General features: G+C 62.6%; 14 protein-coding genes. 6 read left to right on the top strand and 8 right to left on the bottom strand.

Annotated features, from left to right (window positions below; genetic code table 11):
• Positions 1-147: 147 nt before the first annotated feature.
• Genes PRZ03_RS05275 through orn form a run of 3 tightly spaced genes read right to left on the bottom strand, consistent with a single transcriptional unit; the run spans position 148 to position 5,495 of the window.
• Positions 148-3,027 carry an SNF2-related protein gene (locus tag PRZ03_RS05275; protein ID WP_273599322.1) on the bottom strand — a complete coding sequence of 960 codons (2,880 nt, stop codon included), beginning with the start codon at positions 3,025-3,027 and terminating at the stop codon, positions 148-150.
• Between the two features lie 16 nt (positions 3,028-3,043).
• Positions 3,044-4,891 (bottom strand): chorismate-binding protein, encoded by a 1,848-nt coding sequence (locus PRZ03_RS05270; RefSeq protein WP_273599321.1) that lies wholly within the window; start codon positions 4,889-4,891, stop codon positions 3,044-3,046.
• Between the two features lie 28 nt (positions 4,892-4,919).
• Positions 4,920-5,495: an oligoribonuclease gene (gene orn, locus PRZ03_RS05265; RefSeq protein WP_273599320.1), complete on the bottom strand. Its 576-nt coding sequence runs from the start codon at positions 5,493-5,495 to the stop codon at positions 4,920-4,922.
• Between the two features lie 60 nt (positions 5,496-5,555).
• On the opposite strand from orn, the gene PRZ03_RS05260 reads away from it, so the two are divergent.
• From PRZ03_RS05260 to rsgA, 3 genes are read left to right on the top strand one after another with little or no spacing between them, the layout of a single operon-like run.
• Positions 5,556-6,866 (top strand): M48 family metallopeptidase, encoded by a 1,311-nt coding sequence (locus PRZ03_RS05260; protein ID WP_273599319.1) that lies wholly within the window; start codon positions 5,556-5,558, stop codon positions 6,864-6,866.
• A 13-nt stretch (positions 6,867-6,879) separates the two neighbouring features.
• Entirely contained in the window at positions 6,880-7,209 is a 330-nt protein-coding gene (locus PRZ03_RS05255) for a 4a-hydroxytetrahydrobiopterin dehydratase (RefSeq protein WP_273599318.1), read from the top strand.
• Positions 7,206-8,114, top strand: a complete 909-nt coding sequence (gene rsgA / locus PRZ03_RS05250) for a ribosome small subunit-dependent GTPase A (RefSeq protein WP_273599317.1) — start codon at positions 7,206-7,208, stop codon at positions 8,112-8,114. Before PRZ03_RS05255 ends, rsgA begins: the two co-directional genes overlap by 4 nt.
• A 6-nt stretch (positions 8,115-8,120) precedes the next feature.
• Here the strand turns inward: rsgA and PRZ03_RS05245 are convergent, their stop codons facing one another.
• Both PRZ03_RS05245 and PRZ03_RS05240 read right to left on the bottom strand, forming a co-directional pair.
• A complete protein-coding gene (locus tag PRZ03_RS05245) occupies positions 8,121-8,393 on the bottom strand; it encodes a hypothetical protein (protein ID WP_263532125.1) in 273 nt (90 codons plus the stop codon).
• A gap of 41 nt (positions 8,394-8,434) precedes the next feature.
• A complete protein-coding gene (locus tag PRZ03_RS05240) occupies positions 8,435-9,190 on the bottom strand; it encodes an SDR family oxidoreductase (protein WP_273599316.1) in 756 nt (251 codons plus the stop codon).
• A gap of 93 nt (positions 9,191-9,283) precedes the next feature.
• Between PRZ03_RS05240 and PRZ03_RS05235 the strand changes: the two genes are divergently transcribed.
• Complete coding sequence (locus PRZ03_RS05235; RefSeq protein WP_273599315.1) at positions 9,284-9,748, top strand: response regulator; 465 nt, start codon at positions 9,284-9,286, stop codon at positions 9,746-9,748.
• A 12-nt stretch (positions 9,749-9,760) separates the two neighbouring features.
• Here PRZ03_RS05235 and PRZ03_RS05230 read toward each other — a convergent pair whose 3' ends face one another.
• The 3 genes from PRZ03_RS05230 to PRZ03_RS05220 form a co-directional block, all read right to left on the bottom strand.
• The gene (locus PRZ03_RS05230; protein WP_273599314.1) at positions 9,761-11,824 is read right to left on the bottom strand and encodes a M3 family metallopeptidase; all 2,064 of its coding nucleotides are present in this window, start codon (positions 11,822-11,824) and stop codon (positions 9,761-9,763) included.
• Positions 11,825-11,945: 121 nt separating this feature from the next.
• Positions 11,946-12,605 carry a hypothetical protein gene (locus PRZ03_RS05225; protein WP_263532121.1) on the bottom strand — a complete coding sequence of 220 codons (660 nt, stop codon included), beginning with the start codon at positions 12,603-12,605 and terminating at the stop codon, positions 11,946-11,948.
• Positions 12,606-12,771: 166 nt separating this feature from the next.
• Entirely contained in the window at positions 12,772-13,044 is a 273-nt protein-coding gene (locus tag PRZ03_RS05220; RefSeq protein WP_273599313.1) for a hypothetical protein, read from the bottom strand.
• A 130-nt stretch (positions 13,045-13,174) separates the two neighbouring features.
• Between PRZ03_RS05220 and PRZ03_RS05215 the strand changes: the two genes are divergently transcribed.
• Positions 13,175-13,735 (top strand): YaeQ family protein, encoded by a 561-nt coding sequence (locus tag PRZ03_RS05215; protein WP_263532119.1) that lies wholly within the window; start codon positions 13,175-13,177, stop codon positions 13,733-13,735.
• 30 nt (positions 13,736-13,765) lie between these two features.
• Entirely contained in the window at positions 13,766-14,626 is an 861-nt protein-coding gene (locus PRZ03_RS05210) for a DUF924 family protein (RefSeq protein WP_273599312.1), read from the top strand.
• The last annotated feature ends 31 nt before the right edge of the window (positions 14,627-14,657 follow it).

Here is a 14,657-nt window from a genome sequence, read left to right as displayed (position 1 = left end):
GAGACGTACGAAATGCAGCGGTAATCACCGAAGCAAGACTGCGACTATAGCACACTAGGGTTTCCACGGAAAGACTTTAGGCAAATAGCGCCAATGAAGCGGCCGGCGCGTGCGAAAAATCACGCGCGCCGCCCCCACCACTCTCGCCTAGTCCGGCAAGGCCCCGCACAGCGCCACCAAAGCCTGCATGAAGCGCTGCTGCTCCTCGCCTTGCAGCAGTTGCCGACTCACGTCGCCGTCCAGGCTGCCTGCGGGCAGGTCGACCACGCCATCCAGCGTTTGCAGCATCGCTTGCTCAAGCCCTGTTTGTGCCAGCAGCTGAATCAGCGGCAAGCCGCGCGACTGCTCATCGGCCAGGCACAGCAAGCGCTGCTCCAGCAGCGCCTCGCCCCAAGGCAGTTCCAGGTTCACCAAGGCAGCACGCTCGATTTGCAGATCCAGCCCCGCTGCGGCCCGGTCGCTGCAGAGCAAAACCGCGCTGCCCGAGCCATCTCGCCAGCGGCGAAGCGCTTCCATGCGCTGCGCCAGCGGCGCTTCCGCATGCAGCTGAACAAAGGCCGTGCCACTGGCCTGCAGCCTAGCCGCCAACAAGCTCAAAGCATCGTCCCATTGGCAGAACACCACCAAACGCTCAGCCGCAGCACCGAGCAGCTCGCGCGTTAGCGCTGCCACTGCGGACAACTTCGGCGCCTCGGCCGAGCCCAGCTGCGCATCGAGCAGTTGTGGGCTGATCGCCAGCCGGCGCAATTGCTGCAGGGTTTGCTGCACTTGCAAGAGCTCGCTCTCGGACACATAGCCGCTGCGCTGCCAGCGCGCGACCGCTCGGCGCAAGTCGGCCAGCAAGGGCGCTTGCATCTGCTCTTGCTGCTGACTCAAGGCCACCGCACGCAGCTGCACCAGGGCCACAGGCAAGGTCGGCAGCAGCTCGGCACGGCTGCGGCTGAACATCACCCGCTCCAATGTCTGGTCCAGGCGTTCCAAGGCAAAGAAGCTATTGCTTTGGCCGCTACGGCGCACATGTCGGCTCAAGAAACGCTCCCACGGCCCGTTCCGGTGCCTATCCAGCAGGTCCACCAAAGCCAGCAAGGCTTGCGGCTGCTCATCCAGGATTTGCCCGCTAAGCATCAGCAAAAAGCCCTTGTCGAGTTGCCGCAGCAAGGCCAAGGCATCAGCGTCCAAGCGCGCGGCCTCGTCAACAATGATCAGCTCGGGTGCAAAGCCCTGCAGCAAGGCCAGGTCTTGCCCCAGCGAGGCCAGCGACGCGATCTTGATCTCAAGGCCCTGTCCCAGGTTTTGCAGCTGAGCCTGGCGCGTCTGCGCGTCACCCCAGACCATTTGCGCCTTCGCCAGGCTGAGGGTTTGCGCCTCGCCCAACCAGCGCGCCTGAGCGGACTCGGCGCACAAAACCAAGACCCGCTCGGTACCGAAGTGACGGGCACACAACTCGGCCGCCGCATAGGCCGGCGCGTACAAGCCCAGACCCAAATCGTCGGCCACCAGGCTGCGCCCGGCACAAGCCGCGAACAAGGCCGCCTCCAGCTGATAAAGCGGCAACGGCAGCTTCAACAAGCCGCGCAATGCGGGGCTCTCCAAGCCCTGCGGATAGGCCTGTGCCAAACGCTGCACGCGCTGACGCGCATCGCGACCAAGAGCCACCTGTTCCCACACGCCGGCTTCGACGCGAACCTCATGCCCCAACTCGGCCGCCAATTGCAGCAAGCCAGTCAGCAAGCCCACATCATCGGCCGCATCCGCCGGCAGCCGGCCGCGCTCATCCAGCAAGGCTTGCGCCTCGCGCGCCACCGCCTCGGGGCAATGCTGGCCTTGACGCCAGCGCAGATAGCGCGCGGCACCAAAGCCCAGCAGCACTTCGCTGTAATCCAGCCGCAAACCTTGCTCGAGCGCAGCGCGCTGTTGTGGCTCGTCCAGCAAACTGCCCAAGGCGAACTCCACATGCTCGCAGCTGCCACGTTCACCGAAGCGGAACACCTCACAGGTGCAGCGGCAGTCACTCAAGCTGGTGCCGCGAATCGACACGCGCCACTGCTGCTCACCGGCCAACTCGGCCACCACATAGTCGCCAAACACGCCGCTTGCGGCTGAGCCGGGGCGCTGCAAGGCAAACTTGGCGGGCGGCTTCGGAACGGCCGGCGGAGCGGGAGGAGTTGGCCGCGGCGCAGGCACAAGGGCTGGATTCGTGGCGACCGGCTTGGTTTTTGCGATCGGGCTCTTGGTCCGCTTAGCCGAGGGAGCAACTGACTGGATTGGCGCAGCCACTGCTGGCTTTGTTGCCGGCTTGGTTGCAGGCTTTGCTACCGTCTTTGGCGCGGGCTTGTGATCGGCCTTGCTAGCCGTCTTAGCCGGAGTTGGCGTTTTAGACTTTTTCTCATCCGCCTTCTTGGCTGCGATCAAAGGCTCTGCCGGCAGCGGGGCCGCCGCGACCGCCTTGGTCGGTTTGATCGCCTTAGTCGCCTTGCCCTGCTTTGTCACCGGTTTTGGCTGAACCTTGCCCAACACAGTTTCTGCAACGACTACTTCTTTGCTGGCGACTTTCTTGGTCGCCACTTTCTTGGCAGGCTTTGCCACCACTACGACCGGCAATTCAGCCGCCGCCTTGGTCGCGCGCTTGGTCGCCTTCACCGGGGCCGGTGCAGGGGCTGCTGCCGCAGCGACCACAGCTTCGACGACCTTGACCGTCTTCTTGCTCGGCGCCTTTTTCGCCACCGGGGCTGGGCTGGCAGCGACCGGCAGAGTGGTCTTCTTGGCCGCCACCGCTTTTTTGGCGGCTGGCGTTTTTACCGCTGCTACCTTAACTGCAGTCTTGGCTGTGGTCTTGGGAGCTGCTTTGACAGCAGGCTTGGCTGCGGCTTTGGCAGCCGGCTTCTCGGCCACGGCAAGCTTGCTGACTGCCGGAGTCTTGGCTTTCGCCTTGGTCTTGCTCGTTGGTGCAGCGGCGACAGCAGCAGGAGCTGCAGCAACGACAGTCTTGGCGCCGGTCTTGCTGCGCGATTTTGGGGCGATGGCCATAAGAGTATTTGATGAGTTAGGTGTGGCTCAAAGCCCCACCGGAGCCTGGCAACAAGCTGGCTTGACACCAGCCGCGCAGGCTATTGAAAAAGGCAATTTCTTCAGCGCGCGCGAGATCGGCTTTCATCAGCCTGGCCTCGCGCAAGCGCCCAAGATTCAATAATTCTTCACGGTAGACGCCGGGCAAAAGCCCAGCCTCCAGGCGCGGCGTCAGCCACTGACCGTCAATCCGCAAGGCGATATTGCCAAACGTGCATTCGGTCAGCTCCTGCGCCTGATTCCAGAGCAGCGCGTCAAAAGCCTGCGGCGGCTTGGCCTCGGAGAACGCTGCATACACTTCGCGCCGGGTGGTTTTGTGCCGAATGAATTCGGCCCCGGCGCCATCGGTTTGGATCGCAGTATCGGCTAAGGCGAGCATGACGGGCTGCGGCGTGTCCACCAAAGCCGTGCATTCGCTGCGCAGCACACCGCTGGCTTCAAGCGTCAGACGCAGGCGCCAAGCGCCTTGCGCATGCTTACGGCCGGCTTGCGCGAGCAGTTCGCGCAGCTCGGGCAGGTTCAATTTCAGCCCGAAATATTTTGCCGTGCCTTGCATACGCGCCATATGGCCGGCCTGCCGCACGCACACACCGTCCTGCAAACGCAGCGTTTCCAGCGCCGCGATCGGCGCCTGCGCGCGCAGCAAAAAGCGGCTCTTGGCGCGCCACTCGGCCACTTCGGCCGCAGCATCTGAGTCCAGCGTGATGGCGCTGCCGACACCGGCGCTCAAACCGGCGCTTAAACCGGTGGGCGCGGACTCGACCGTACGGATCGGCACATTGAAGCTGACCACCCCGCCCGGCTGCATCACGCCAAGCGCGCCGCAATACCAGCCGCGCGCGGCCGGCTCCAGCGTCTTGATGATCTGCATAGCCCGCACCTTGGGCGCACCGGTCACCGAGCCGCAGGGGAAGAGCGCGGCGAACAGCTCGGACAGGCGCAGCTTGGGCCGACTGACTGCGGTGATGGTGGACGTCATCTGCCAGACCGTTGGCAAGGCCAACAACTCAAACAAGCGCGGCACCCGCACCGAGCCCAGCGTGGCGACGCGGCTGATGTCATTGCGCAAGAGGTCAACAATCATCAGGTTCTCGGCGCGCTCCTTCTCGCTGGTGCGCAAATGCGCTTGCGCCGCCTCGTCCGAGGCCTTGTCATGGCCGCGCGGCGTGGTGCCCTTCATCGGCTGCGCTGCCAGCAGCCAGCTGCGCTCGGCGCTGGGCACCGGCCGCCAGTCAAAGAACAATTCGGGCGACACACTGGCGACGCCTTCGCCACCTGCAAGCCCGCGCAAAAAGAGCGAAAAACCACCCGGCTGAGTACGGTGCAAAGCCAGAAACAGCTCGGCCAAACTGACACCCTGCGGCAATTGGGCTTGTAGCCGCGTCGTCAGGTTGACCTGATAGCAATCGCCGCAACGTATCCATTCGCGGATGCGCTCGATCTGATCGCATTCGGCGGCGTCCGATTGCACGTCCGCCCAAGCCGTACTCAAAGGTCCAGCGGGCGCCACTTCGGGCCAGGCCTCGGGTGCCTGCTCAAACACCGCAAACTCGGCCAGGGCCAAGTCGCTCGCCTGCCCGACCAGCGCCGCGTCCAGGGCGCCCGCCGCCTCGTAACGCAAGCCGCCCAAGACCCAGGCGCCGTCGCGGCTGGCCTGATGGGCGGCATCGATCACATCCGCCAGATCGGCGGCCGTCTGCGCACGCAACCAGCGCGCGGGCGGCGCATAGAAAGCGCCGCGCACGCGCTCGCCATCTTCACGCGCCAGCGGGTGGCGGGGGAAGTCAAAAGCAGCCCAGAGTTGATCCATAGGCTTGGCAGGCATATCAGACCGACTCAGAGCCTTCTCGCCATCAAAGGCTCAGGAAATGCTCGCGGTAATAGGCCAATTCATCGATGGACTCGTGAATATCAGCCAGCGCCGTGTGCGCCTGCGCCTTCTTGAAGCCGGCCGCGATGCCGGGCTTCCAGCGCTTGGCCAACTCCTTCAGCGTCGACACATCCAGGTTGCGGTAGTGAAAGAAAGCCTCCAGCTTGGGCATGTAATTGGCCAGGAAACGACGGTCCTGGCAAATGCTGTTGCCGCACATCGGCGACTTGGCCGCAGGCACATATTGCTTCAAGAAAGCGATGGTCTGCGCCACCGCCTCATCCTCGGTGATGGTCGAGGCCTTGACCCGGTCGATCAGCCCGCTCTTGCCATGCGTGCCCTTGTTCCAGTTGTCCATCTTGTCCAGCGTCTCATCGCTCTGATGGATGGCGAACACCGGGCCTTCGACCTTGATGTTCAAGTTGGCGTCGGTTACGACCACGGCTATCTCGATGATGCGGTCGGTGTCAGGGTAGAGGCCGGTCATTTCCAGATCGATCCAGATCAGGTTCTGCTCGTTGCTGCTCAGCACAGGGCTGAGGGCGGTTTCTGTAGTCATGGCGTCGTGCTTTCTAGCGTTCTTGAATCGGCGGCATTGTCGCAGCCCTACACTTCGCCCATGTTTGCAAGCTATTTACCCCCTGTTCAGCCCGGCGCCTTGAGCCTGGCCTTTGCTACTGCGCTGCTTTTGAGCCTGGCCGTCAAGTTCTGGCTCAGCAGCCGGCAAGTCCGCCACGTGGTGCAACATCGCGGCCAAGTGCCGGCCAGTTTTGCCGCCACCGTGCCCTTGGATGCGCATCAAAAGGCGGCCGACTACACGGTCGCCCGCAGCCGCTTCGGGCTCTTGAATCTGGCCTTCAGCAGCGCCTTGCTGCTGGCCTGGACGCTGCTGGGCGGCTTGGACGCGCTCAACACCTGGGTTTATGACGCGACCTACTACCGCTTCGGGGCGATGACCTATCAACTCAGCCTCTTGCTGGCCTTTGTCGTGATCGGCGCGCTGCTCGACCTGCCTTGGGAGCTGTATGACACCTTCCGCATCGAGCAGAGCTTTGGCTTCAACCGCATGACCTGGAAGATGTACGTCAATGACGCGCTCAAGGGCGCGGTGGTCGGCGCCGTGATCGGCCTGCCGATCGCCGCGCTGATTCTGTGGCTGATGGGCACGGCCGGTGCCAATTGGTGGCTGTGGGCCTGGGCCAGCTGGATGGGCTTCAACCTGTTGATTCTGGTGCTCTACCCGACCGTGATCGCGCCGCTGTTCAACAAGTTCGAGCCGCTGCCGGACGAGGCGCTCAAGAATCGCGTTGAAGACCTGATGGCACGCTGTGGCTTCGCCGCCAAGGGCTTGTACGTGATGGACGGCAGCCGCCGCTCTTCGCATGGCAATGCCTATTTCACAGGCTTCGGCCCGGCCAAGCGCGTGGTGTTTTTTGACACCTTGCTGTCGCGCCTGAACGGCCCCGAGGTCGAAGCGGTGCTGGCGCATGAACTGGGCCACTTCAAGCACAAGCATGTGCTCAAGCGCATGCTGACCATGTTCGCCCTCAGTCTGGCCGGTTTTGCCTTGCTGGGCTGGTTGGCCAGCCAGAGCGGCTTCTATCTGGCCTTTGCCGTGCAGCCGAATCTGGCCGCGCCCAATGATGCCTTGGCTCTGCTGCTCTTCATGATGGTGCTGCCGGTGTTCGCCTTTTTCTTCACGCCCTTGAGCAGCCTGATGTCGAGGCGCGACGAGTTCCAGGCCGACGCCTATGCCTGCAAGCACGCACGCGGTGCCGATCTAGCCTCGGCCCTGCTCAAGCTGCACGAGGACAATGCCGGCACATTGACGCCGGACCCGGTTTTCGCTCGCTTCTACTACTCACATCCCCCAGCCACCGAACGTTTGGGCGCCATCCTGGCCGGCCCGCAAGCTCAAGCCACAACTTGATATGTCTTCAAACATGAATCTACTGATCGCCGAATGTTCCCCGCAGCGCGAAGCGCTTGCCGCCACTGAACTGCCAGGCTGGCTGCAGCAAGTGCCGGGCTGGAAGTTGGCAGCGGACGGCACGGCGATCGAGTGCCGCTTCGAGTTCCACAACTTCTATCAAACCATGGCCTTCGTCAACGCGGTGGCCGAGATCGCTCATGGCCAGGACCATCACCCCGAGATGCAGGTCTCATTCGACGCCTGCGTCTTGAGCCTCAGCACCCATTCGGCCAAGGGCTTGACCAGCAACGACTTCATCTGCGCCGCGCAGATTTCGGCCCTGCCGGAAGGCACGGCGTGAGCCGCTTCGACCACCTTGACATCGGCCTGGTGGTGCGCGGCCACGGCCGCCACTACATTGTCGAAAGCCAGGACGGCCTGCGCCGGGTCTGCCACCCGCGCGGCAAGAAGAGCGACTGCGTGGTCGGCGATCTGGTGCGCTGGGCTCCTTCCGGCAGCGACGAAGGCGTGGTCGAGGCGGTCGAGCCGCGCCGCAATCTGCTTTTTCGCCAAGACGAATGGAAGACCAAGAGTTTTGCCGCCAATGTCGATCAGCTCTTGATTCTGGTCGGCGTGGAGCCGGTGTTCAGCGAGACGCAGCTCTGCCGTGCGCTGATCGCGGCCGAGGCCGCCGGTATCTCGACCACCATCGCGCTCAACAAGATCGATTTACCGGGCACCGCTGCAGCACGTGAACGGCTTGCCCCTTACCGGGCGATGGAGCTGCCGATGATGGAGTTGGCGCTGACGGCCGACCGCGAAGGCTCCGTCGCCCTGCTAACGCCCTGGCTGGCCGGCAAGAAAACTTTTGTGATGGGCCCCAGCGGCACCGGCAAAAGCACGCTGATCAACCTGCTGATCCCGGACGCCAAGGCGCAGGTCGGCGAAATCTCGGTGGCCTTGAATTCGGGCCGCCACACCACGACAACGACGCAGTGGTACTGGGTCGACGCCGAGCGCCAAACCGCCTTGATTGACTCACCGGGTTTTCAGGAATTCGGCGTCAAGCAGGTGGAGCCTATGCAGTTGCCCCTCTTGATGCCCGATCTGCGCAAACATGCCGGCAACTGCCGTTTTTACAACTGCACCCACCAGCATGAGCCGGGCTGCGGCGTGCGCGACGCGGTCGAGGCCGGGCTGATCAGCGCCTCGCGTTACCGGATTTATGGCGAGATTCTGGCCGAGTTAACCACCAAACGCTGGTAGCCCGGCTCAAGGCTGCGGCGGTAGCTTATCAGGCACCTCGCGCACCTCGACATCGATCACCTCGCCCATTGGCTTGGCCGCAGCACCTCGCGGCCCGGCACGAAAGCTGCGCGCGCGCGTGAAGCGCGAAGTATCCAAAACCGGCTTGCGTCCGCGCAGCAAGCTCCAGATGACCAAGCCAATCATCGTGACGATGGCCACGCCCATCAGGCACAGCACCAGCACGACGGTCACCAGCGCAAAGATCACGCGGGTGATAAAGGTAAACAAGGCAGACAACAAAATACGACTCTTTCTTTCTGGTCTAGCTAAAACAGCTTTCAGCCGCGACCGATAAACGGCATTTTCGTCGCCATCACCGTCATGAACTGCACATTGGCCGACAGCGGCAAGCCGGCCATATAAAGCAAAGCGCTCGCCGCGTGATCGACGTCCATTGTCGCCTCCGCCGCCACCGTGCCATTGGCCTGAGGAACACCCACCGTCATCGGCATGGCCATCTCGGTCAAGGCATTACCGATGTCTAACTGCCCGCAAGCAATATCAAAGGCACGGCCGTCCAGGGACAGCGCCTTGGTCAGTCCGGTGATCGCATGTTTGCTGGCCGTGTAAGGGGCAGAGTTGGGGCGCGGCGCATGAGAGGACACCGAGCCGTTATTGATGATGCGCCCGCCGCGAGGCGTCTGGCTCTTCATCAGCTTGAACGCAGCCTGGGCGCACAAGAAGCTAGCGCTCAGATTGGTGTCAATCACCGCCTGCCATTGCGCGAATGTCAGCTCGTCGATGGCCACAGCCGGCGCGCCGATGCCGGCGTTATTGAACAAAAGGTCGAGCCGCCCGAACTCGGCTCGCACGCGCTCGAACAGCGCCGCCACGGCCTCGGGCTGCGTCACATCGGCTGCCCAGGCAAAAGCCCGCTCGGGCGCGCTGGCAGCGGCCGCCGTTTGCTGCAAGGACGACAGGCGCCGGCCAACCAGCGCCACGCAATAGCCGGCCTCGATCAAGGCCAGCGCGCAAGCGCGGCCAATACCGGAGCCGGCGCCGGTCACCAGGGCAAATTTGGGGGTCTGCAACATCGCTTCGGCATCCATATTGTTTGTGACCAGCTATTTGGGGCTCCTGGCTAAAAAATCAAGGACCTCCTGCGCAAGTCCCACTAGACTCGGGGCATGCCCAGCCCAACACCTAACGCAACGTTCGCTCGTGCAGAGAGTTCCGCCAACGTCCCAGAGAACGCGCCCAAGTCCCTTGCTCCTGGTAGCGGGCGCCTGCTCTATATCGAGGACAACCCGGTCAATGTCTTGGTGGTGGAGGAGCTGTTGGCGACCCGACCACAGCTCAGCCTCATCTGCGAAGTGGACGGCGCGCGCGGACTCGCCCGCGCCCGCAGCATGCTGCCGGACTTGATCTTGCTCGACATGCAACTGCCCGACTTTGATGGTTACCAGGTGTTTGAGCGGCTGCGCGCCGATCCGGTCACGGCTGCCATCCCTTGCATCGCCTTGTCGGCCAACGCGATGCTTGAGGACACCCGCCGCGCCCAGGAGGCTGGTTTCCTCGCCTATTGGACCAAGCCAATAGATTTCAAAGCCTTCTTGCAGGGCTTGGACGAGTTTTTTACCGCCCAGCCCTGAACGAAAAGACCATCAAGCCGGCAGCAAACCCCGGCTCTTCAACATAGGCTCCACTGCTGCATCCCGCCCGCGGAAAGCCCGGAACGCCGCAGCTGGCTCAACACTATTGCCAGTCTGCAAAATGCATTCGCGCAGACGCGCCGCGACCTGGGCATCGAAGGCGCTGCCGGCTTCGACAAAGGCATCGAAAGCGTCGCAATCCAGCACCTCGGCCCACATGTAAACGTAGTAGCCCGAGGCATAGCTGGAGCCCGAGAACAAATGCTGGAAATGCGTCAAGCGGTGGTTCATGCCGATGGCAGCCGGTAGACCGTAGGCCGCCATGGTCTTGGCCTCGAACTCCACCACGTCGGGTGCGGCCTCGTCGCTCAGCGAATGGATCGCCAGATCGACCAAGGCGCTGGCCGTGTAGCGCACCGTCTCATAGCCTTGGTTGAACAGCTCGGCTGCTTTGAGCTTGGCCAGCAGCGCATCGGGGATCAACTCGCCGGTCTGGTAATGGCGCGCATGCTTCTTCAACACCTCGGGCTCGCTCATCCAATGCTCGAAGATCTGCGAGGGCAACTCTACAAAATCGCGCAGCACCTGAGTGCCCGACAGGCGCTCAAACTCGACATCGGACAGCAGGCCGTGCAGGCCGTGGCCGAATTCATGGAAGAGCGTGCGCGCGTCGTCAAAACTCAGCAGCGTCGGCTCGCCCGGCGCCCCTTTGGCGAAATTGTTGTTGTTTTGGATGATGGGCAGGCGATCAATGCCGACCCGGCCATTGTTGGCCTGCCAGCGCAGCGCGTTCATCCAGGCACCGCTGCGTTTGGTCGTGCGGGCAAAGTTGTCTTGCAAGAACAGGCCACGAACAGAACCATCGCTGTTCTGCACCTCGTAGACCTTGACGTCCGGGTGATAGCCAGCCACCTCAGGCTTGGCCACAAAGTTCAGACCAAACAGGCGCTGCGCGCAATCGAAAGCGGCGGCGACCATGGCGTCGAGTTGAAAGTAAGGTTTGACCTCAGACTCTTGCAGGTCGTAGCGGGCGACGCGCACCTTTTCCGAATAGAAACGCCAGTCCCAAGCCTCAAGAGCAAAATCGTGACCCAAGCTCGTCATCATCGCTTGCAAGGCTTGGCGCTCGCCCTCGGCGGCAGCCAAGGCCGGCTCCCAGACCTTGGACAGCAGACCGGTGACGGCCGCGCGCGTGCCGGCCATGGTGTCGGCCAGGGCGTAATCGGCAAAGCAAGCATGGCCATGCAGCCGGGCTTGCTCGTTACGTAAGCTGAGGATTTCTTGGGCGATGGCTCGGTTGTCGGTTGGCCCAGCTGTTTCCCCGCGGCTGGTCCAGGCACGCCAAGCCTGCTCACGCAGGTCACGGCGTTCACTGAAGGTGAGGAAAGGCACGATGTGCGAGCGCGACAGCGTGATCACATGCTGACCCGGCAGCCCCCGCTCGGTCGCGGCTTGCGCCGCACTGGCACGCACAAAGTCAGGCAGGCCGGCCAAGTCGGCCTCGCCGCTCAAGACCAGGCGGTAATTGCTCTCGTCGGCCAACACGTTTTGCCCGAACTGGGTGTTGAGCTCGGCCAGCCGCTCCATCACTTGGGCGTAGCGCGCCTGCGCCGCTCCGATCAGCTTGGCGCCCGCACGCACAAAGTCCAGATGTACGCGCTCCATCAACCGCAGTTCTTGCGCTGTCAGACCCAGCGCTTGGCGCTCCTGATACAGCGCATCAAGGCGTTTGAACAAGGCCTGATGCATATAGACGGCGTTGTTATGCGCTGCCAGCGGCGCGGCCAGCGAGCGCTGCACCGCCTGTAGCTCAGGCGAAGTAGCCGAAGCGGCCAAGGCATAGAAAACCGTCTCAAGCCGGCCCAGCAAGCGGCCGCTGGCGTCAAAGCGCGCCAGGGTATTGGCGAAGGTGGGAGGCTCGGCCTGCATGGCAATCGCCTCCAACTCGGCGCGATGTTGCAGCAAAGCGGCCTCGAAAGCCGGCGCGAACTGCGCGGCCTCGATGGCGCCAAACGGGGGCAGGCCGTAAGGCGTGTGCCAGTCTTGCAAAAGCGGGTTGGAATTTGGCGACGTCATCATTGATCTCCGAGCCGAGGGTGTAGCCCGGCACAAACAAAAACGGCGCCGGCCTGGTCAAGGCCTGGCGCCGCATGGGGGCAATCCAGATCAAGCAGAGGGTCTCCCTGCTCTACTCGGTTTACTTGGGGGCAGCGGCAGCGCGCTCTTTCTTGATCGCTTTCTCGTCGGCTTCGTCATAAGCCTTCTTGCTGCAATCGGTCTTCCAAGCATCGCTCTTGTCGAAGTGCGCTTCTTGGCGAGCCTCAAGTGCTTTGAAGCTGGCGTTGAAGGCGTCAACCTTGTCGGCGAAGGCCTTGCGCTTTTCCAAATTGGCCTTGATGCCTTCATTCAGCGTTGTAACGCTGGCGTCGAACGCTGCCGCGCGGGCTTGATAGTCCTTGTTGCGCGCTTCGAGTTCGGCCTTCTCAAGCTTGGGAGCTGCGGCCTTGATTTCCTCGAACATCTGCAGAATGCCGTCGCGCTCTTTCTTCAAAGCAGCCGTGCCGGCGGCACCGGCTTCTTCGCCCTTTTGCAACTCGGCCTTTTCGGCTTTCAAGGCGGCTGCAGTGTCGTTATAGGTCGTTTGATCGGCCTTGATCGCAATGGCTTCGTTGTTGTTGAAGTCGGCCTGGTCCATGCAGGCGCGCAACTCGTCGCGCGTCATCAGCTTGGCCTTGGGCTTTTCAACCACGGGATTGCTGACCTTGTTGTTCTTCGGGTCAACTTTCGCGGTACCGGTGGTCTGAGCGAAGGCGGGCAACAGCGCTGCCGCGAGCAAGGAGACAAGGAGTCGTTTCATGGCAAAAACTTTTTCTTTCGAATGCGCCACCGAAGATGGCGCTGACAAAAAAACCATGGCGCCGCTCAGCAGACCGGCACGCACATGAGGAAAAGCGCCCATGCCGGGCGCCGCGTTCGCATCATGCCATGAGCCAATTCACCACATGGCATCGGCTTGTAAAAAATCAGGCCAAGCCCTTGAGCAGCAGCTCGGCCACCAAGCCGTTGATGCCGCCGGCATGGCTTGCCGCGCGCTCGCGCAGGGTTTGCGTCAGCTCGGACGGCAGCTTGCAAGCGAAAGGCACCAAGCCGGCAGCGCTGTCCAGGCGACGCTGTTCTTTGCGGTCGGGCAGCTGCGCCGCGCCTTGACCGAAACGCCCCAACACCGGCGCACCCCGCATTTGAGAATCCAGCTTGATTCCGGCGAGGCGGTCGAGATCGGTCTTTTTCATATTCATTTTTTGGTCAGCCGCTGTTTGTGGAAGGGCTCGATTGTCTCCCATGCACCGGCTCGGCCGGGCCCAGCGCCTTGGCTGGCCGATAATTGCCAGCTTGTGCAGACCGCACCGTATCCGAGCACCGTCCAATATGGCACTCAAAGCCACCATCCACAAAGCCCAATTGCAAATTGCCGACATGGACCGCCATGTCTACGGGGAACACAACCTGACCATCGCCCGCCAACCGTCGGAAACCGACGAGCGCATGATGATTCGCATCCTGGCCTTTGCGCTCAATGTGCCGGCGGATGAAATGGGCGGCAAGCTTGAGCTCAGCAAGGGGCTGACCGATGTCGACGAGCCCGAGCTGTGGCAGCGCGACTTGACCGGCCATATCTTGCACTGGATCGAACTGGGTCAGCCCGATGACCGCCGCTTGCTCAAGGCCCATGGCCGCGCCGAACACGTCAGCGTCTACGGCTACTCTTACAGTACCGCCATCTGGTGGGCCGGCATCGAGGCCAAGCTGACTCGGGCGCCGCGCTTGTCGGTCTGGCAAATTCCGTCCGAGCAGTCCTTGGCATTGGCCAAGTTCGCACAGCGCAGCATGCAGTTGCAGGTGACGGTGCAAGACGGCGGCATCTATGTCTCCAGCTCGGCCGATTCCTTGGAAATCACGCCGATCGCCCTGAAACTCGCGAGCGAGTAGCTCCGGCCACACGACCTCAGGGCAGCCACCATGAACACAAGCTCACTTGATATTCAGCATGACCCGGTCCAACAACGTTTCAGCGCCCTGGTCGACGGCCATGGCTTGGAGCTGGACTACGAACAGCGAGGTCAACAACTGATCATCACCCACACCGGATGCGCGCCAGCGCTGCGCGGGCGCGGGCTGGCGGGGATTTTGGTCGAGCATGCGCTGGGATGGGCGGCGCCTTTGGGTCTGCAACTGGTGCCGGCCTGCAGCTATGTGGCTACGCATATGAAGCGGTATCCGCGCTGGCAGCGACTGACGCTGGCAGCGCAAGCGCAGCAGGTCCTGAACTATTGGTTCGGTCCCCTGGGCAGCGCCGATGACGGGCAGGTCCGGCCGCTCTGGTTTCAAAAAAGCGAGACCACCGACGCCGACATCAAACAGCGCTTTGGCGGCTTGATCGATGACGCCTTGGCCGGACGACTGCCTGCCTGGAGCGAAACGCCTTTGAGTCGCCTCGCTCGCATCCTGCTGCTGGATCAGTTCACCCGCAATGTCTTCCGGGGCACGGCCCAATCCTTTGCCGGCGACGACTTGGCCTTGCAAGACACGCTGGCTTTACTGGACGGCGACTTATTGCGGGACATGGAACCCTTGCAGCGCTGGTTCGCCCTGATGCCGCTGGAACATGCCGAGAGCATGCCCATGCAAGACCGCTCGGTGGCCGAGTTCAGCGCCTTGGCGCAGCAAGACGCACGCTTGAGCGGCGCGCTGGACTACGCGCACAAACACCGCGAAGTGATCGCCCTCTTTGGCCGCTACCCCCACCGAAATGCATTGTTAGGACGCGCCTCCAGCGCGGCCGAGCTCAGCTATCTTGCTCAGCCCGGCGCGGGCTTCTAGATGCATTTGAAAATTGACAGAAAATAGGCGC

The organism is Roseateles albus (assembly GCF_028595345.1).
GTDB classification, from domain to species: domain Bacteria; phylum Pseudomonadota; class Gammaproteobacteria; order Burkholderiales; family Burkholderiaceae_C; genus Paucibacter_A; species Paucibacter_A albus.
Note: the sequence above shows the minus strand (reverse complement) of the source record. Positions and strands in the feature narration are given on the sequence as shown.

Bases quoted from the DNA above. Each gene is read 5' to 3' on its own strand.
- PRZ03_RS05275 (WP_273599322.1), bottom strand. From the start codon at position 3,027: ATGGCCATCGCCCCAAAATCGCGCAGCAAGACCGGCGCCAAGACTGTC.
- PRZ03_RS05270 (WP_273599321.1), bottom strand. From the start codon at position 4,891: ATGCCTGCCAAGCCTATGGATCAACTCTGGGCTGCTTTTGACTTCCCC.
- orn (WP_273599320.1), bottom strand. From the start codon at position 5,495: ATGACTACAGAAACCGCCCTCAGCCCTGTGCTGAGCAGCAACGAGCAG.
- PRZ03_RS05260 (WP_273599319.1), top strand. From the start codon at position 5,556: ATGTTTGCAAGCTATTTACCCCCTGTTCAGCCCGGCGCCTTGAGCCTG.
- PRZ03_RS05255 (WP_273599318.1), top strand. From the start codon at position 6,880: ATGAATCTACTGATCGCCGAATGTTCCCCGCAGCGCGAAGCGCTTGCC.
- PRZ03_RS05240 (WP_273599316.1), bottom strand. From the start codon at position 9,190: ATGTTGCAGACCCCCAAATTTGCCCTGGTGACCGGCGCCGGCTCCGGT.
- PRZ03_RS05235 (WP_273599315.1), top strand. From the start codon at position 9,284: ATGCCCAGCCCAACACCTAACGCAACGTTCGCTCGTGCAGAGAGTTCC.
- PRZ03_RS05230 (WP_273599314.1), bottom strand. From the start codon at position 11,824: ATGACGTCGCCAAATTCCAACCCGCTTTTGCAAGACTGGCACACGCCT.
- PRZ03_RS05225 (WP_263532121.1), bottom strand. From the start codon at position 12,605: ATGAAACGACTCCTTGTCTCCTTGCTCGCGGCAGCGCTGTTGCCCGCC.
- PRZ03_RS05220 (WP_273599313.1), bottom strand. From the start codon at position 13,044: ATGAATATGAAAAAGACCGATCTCGACCGCCTCGCCGGAATCAAGCTG.
- PRZ03_RS05215 (WP_263532119.1), top strand. From the start codon at position 13,175: ATGGCACTCAAAGCCACCATCCACAAAGCCCAATTGCAAATTGCCGAC.
- PRZ03_RS05210 (WP_273599312.1), top strand. From the start codon at position 13,766: ATGAACACAAGCTCACTTGATATTCAGCATGACCCGGTCCAACAACGT.